1 protein-coding gene is annotated in these 512 nt (G+C 47.9%); it reads right to left on the reverse strand.

Annotated features, from left to right (window positions below):
• On the reverse strand, positions 1 to 512 hold a 512-nt coding region (locus AC0L3J_RS37385), incomplete at both ends, for a hypothetical protein (RefSeq protein ID WP_473350431.1).

Genomic DNA, 512 nt, shown 5'->3' on the forward strand with positions numbered 1-512 from the left:
CCAACAGCTTTATCATTTCCGACAGTGCTTCCTGTTTGTCCTAAAGCAAATGCAGGCTGCTGGTTTTTCGTGTTGTAGTCTCGTCGCCAGCCAGGAGCATAAGCATCACCATGATTAATATAAGTGAATTGAGCGTTAGTGATTCCGCCGCCGCTGGACGTACTCGGCGTAGTAACGCGTATGGTCATTGCGCCGCGAGTGCCAATAACTTCCACCACAGCACCTGCAAGACAAATATTTCCGCAACCTGTATCTGTAATGACCTTATTGTTTGCATAAGCCCATGAGCCTTTGCACATCCAGTAAGGATGGTTAAATGCCCCCTGACTCTCCAGCCACGAAATAAATTGTGCGGTTGTCCAGACCTGACTATCGCCACCAATATTCAGCCATGCGCTATATGCGCGACAGGCCCCAATATTTTTGGTAAAGGTATCTTTTCCTGGAATATCTGCGCCGTTCTGGTTTTGCTGTAATGCGCCAGAAGCCTGATTTACCGTTTCCTGTAAACC

This window comes from Bradyrhizobium sp. Kon37 (assembly GCF_055807535.1).